Below are 3,041 nucleotides of genomic sequence, written 5' to 3' on the forward strand. Positions count from 1 at the left end.
CCGAAGGGGTGTCGAGCGTTACTGGCTCTTGGCCAAAGCCGCGGCGCCGAGCTTTTCGAAACGATTGTCGAAAATCTGCTCCACATTGAGGGGCTCGTAGCTGAGCTCGTCTGCCAGCAGGTCGATGGTTTCCTGGTGGCGCTTCTTCACTTCGCTCCAATCGCTGGGAACGACCTGTTCGCCGGTCAGCTTGACGAGATATTCCCCGTCTTCCTGGCTGAGACCCTGCTGACCAACGTAATATTCCTTGATCCAGAGATCCGGGTTCCGGTTCACCCATTCGGTGGCGCGTGCCCACAGGCCAACATATTCGGCGAGAGCTGCTGCCTTGGCGGGATCATCCAGAACCCATTGCGGCGCATAAAGATGGCTCGGATCATCCCGCAAGCCATGCTCCACGAGGGTCGCGCCATCGGGTCCGTATTGGGTGATGTAGCGCCTGATGTAGACGCCGCCGAGCGGTGCGATGTCGACCTGCTTGCTCGCCAATGCCTTCGGGTACACGTCACTGGTGCTCGGCAGTTCCACCAGGGTGACGTCACCGCTCTTCAAGCCTGCGGCATGGAGGGCACGCAGAACGAGCGTGCCTTGGGCCTGCCCCGGGCTAAAGGCGATGCGTTTGCCGCGGAAATCCGCCAGCGTCTTGACGGCCGCGCCTGGTGCGATGCCGAAGCGGTAGATCGGATTGGCGATCGGGTCACGGCGTTCGCGATAGGCGATGTTGCGGACGGGCAGGTTGTTCCAGTTGGCGAAGATGGAGGGGATCTCGGCCACCGATCCGACATCGAGTGCATGGGCGCGGAAAGCTTCCGACGTCTGCGGCCCGCCGCTGATATTGGCCCATTTGACCTCGAAACTGAGCTCCTTGCCGAGGCCGGACACTTCGAGCGCTTTCTGGGTGACCGGATCGCCGATCGTCAGTACCGTGCCTGGCGGCACCTTGGGAAGGAGGAGAGCCTCTGCCTGGGCTGCCGCCGGACCGTGAATGGCACTGAGACCAAGCAGACTGAACAACGCAATTTTGAATGTCTTTGCCAATGTCATCGTCGATCTTCCCGTTTCGGATTGTTGTTTGCAGGAGCGATGCACGGTAAGATGGAACATAATCTACTAAATCGATAGACTATTTAGTTTAATGAAAGTGGCACTGAGGGAAAATTGTCCTCAAAAGTCGGGCAACCGGAACGATCGCATCCGGCGCCTTCGAAGGATGCTCGGCGACGCCCAGACGTGAAAAAGCGCCCGGAAGGCTCCTCCGCGGGCGCTTTATGGGTCTTTGTTCAAACCCTTACTTTTGTTTAAGCCGAGCAGAGGACCGGAGCAGTCGCCCTTCAAACGCCCGGGCCGTCGCGGACGTCGGGATCACCTGATCTCAGGCGATATGCGGCGCGTATTCGTTGGCCGCGAATACATGATGATGCACCTTACCGGTAAAGAGCTGCAGGAGTTCGCCGGTGACCTCGCGGCTCTGCGACCGAACATCGGAGAGAAGTGCCGCGTTCACCGCATCCATATCGGGATGACGAATGGCGAGCGCCATGGCATAAACAGGGGCGCCTGCGTCGCGCTCCATCCCGTCCAGCACCCGGATTTCCTCGGCGCCCGGAAATTTCGTCCAGAGAGGGACGAGCCGTTGCCGCACGAATTCGCGGAATTCCGCTTCTCTGCCGGGATGGATTTCGCCTTCAAACAAAGCATAACGAATGATCATAGGTTCTCTTTTCCAAAACTCGCCGGAGCTGGATCGATGTTGGTATGGTGTCGGGAGGTCAGGGCATATCGGTCGATAAGCCCTGACTGAGAGGGTTATTTGCCCCAGATTTTCTTGTATTGATCGCGATAGCCGTTGTCGGGATCGAAGCTGTTCTTCGGCCCACCGTCAAATTCGACGTTTTGGCTGGTCACCACATGCAGCGGCGACACGTAGCCCGACCATGGAGCACCCGCAAAGGCGCGGTTCAATTCGTCGACGAGCTGCCAGCCCTGGAGGTTGAGCGGCTCGGCGACCGTGACGGCCTGGAACTGCTTGGCGCGGATACGCTGATAGGCGCTCTCCGAACCGTCGCCGGCTGCGACGTTCACCGGTTTTCCGTCGCCTGCAATGCCGGCCGAGGCGAGCGAAGGTCCCATGAAGTCGTAATAGAGGTCGTTGATCGCCAGCGAATGCGTCCACTTCGCGCCATACTTCTGCAGAAGCGATGTGGTCAGCTGCGGCATGCGTTGAGAGGTTTCGGCGATCGGCGTGTCGACATATTCGAGCACCGTGCCGCCCAGATCCTCGATCTCCTTCTTCATGCGATCGGCCTTGGCAATAGCGATCGCATAGGTGGAGTCGGTAAAGATGATGACGCCCGGCTTGCCGCCGGCATCGGCAAAGGCCCAATCCGCCGCCGACTTCGACACTTCCATCGCATCGGTGGTCACGTTTGCGAAGACACCGACTTCGGGAACCGGACCGACCGCCGAGGCGGCGTGCCAGGAAACCATCGGAATGCCGGCAGCCTTGGCCGCTTCCATCGCCGGCTTCTGTTCGACCGCGTCAAAGCCGTTGATGATGATGCCATCCGGCTTCAGCGCCATGGCCTGGCCGAAGGCCGCGGTCCGTCCGCCGATCGAACCGGCGCCGTCAAGCGCCTTCACCGTCCAGCCGAGCGCGCCTGCCGCTTCCTGAACGCCATTGACCACGCCGAGGATGCCGCCGTTTTTCATATCGCCGGCCAGAATGACGATGTTCTTTCCGGCAGCGCCCTTGGGGCCGCTCGTCGGGCCATCCCAGGCGCTCACCTTGGAAGCATATTTTTCGACCACGGCTTTGGCGTCGGCCATCGAATCGGCCCATGCCGGCATGCTCAGCATAACGGCGACGGTTGCGACCGTTGCCTGCAATAACGTTCTGCGCTTCATGTTCACTCCTCCATTTTGTTTGTTATGAAATGCCGGGATCAGCCGGCATCCTCATTTGGATGCGGGTGTGATCCTCCTCACAGCTCCGCGCTTGCGCTGGGCGTAACATGCTATGCCGATGGCAATCAGCAGGGTCA

The 3,041-nt window shown here is 59.9% G+C and carries 3 protein-coding genes; all 3 read right to left on the minus strand.

All coding sequences use genetic code 11. The annotated features are described in order from the left end of the window. Positions 1-18: 18 nt before the first annotated feature. Positions 19-1,044: an ABC transporter substrate-binding protein gene (locus tag FY112_RS00825; protein ID WP_151517393.1), complete on the minus strand. Its 1,026-nt coding sequence runs from the start codon at positions 1,042-1,044 to the stop codon at positions 19-21. 328 nt (positions 1,045-1,372) lie between these two features. Continuing rightward, entirely contained in the window at positions 1,373-1,711 is a 339-nt protein-coding gene (locus tag FY112_RS00830) for a hypothetical protein (RefSeq protein ID WP_151517394.1), read from the minus strand. 95 nt (positions 1,712-1,806) lie between these two features. Further along, a complete protein-coding gene (locus FY112_RS00835; RefSeq protein WP_131629524.1) occupies positions 1,807-2,904 on the minus strand; it encodes a substrate-binding domain-containing protein in 1,098 nt (365 codons plus the stop codon). Positions 2,905-3,041: the final 137 nt, after the last annotated feature.

It is taken from the genome of Rhizobium sp. PEPV16 (assembly GCF_008919455.1).
Lineage (GTDB): Bacteria > Pseudomonadota > Alphaproteobacteria > Rhizobiales > Rhizobiaceae > Rhizobium > Rhizobium leguminosarum_Q.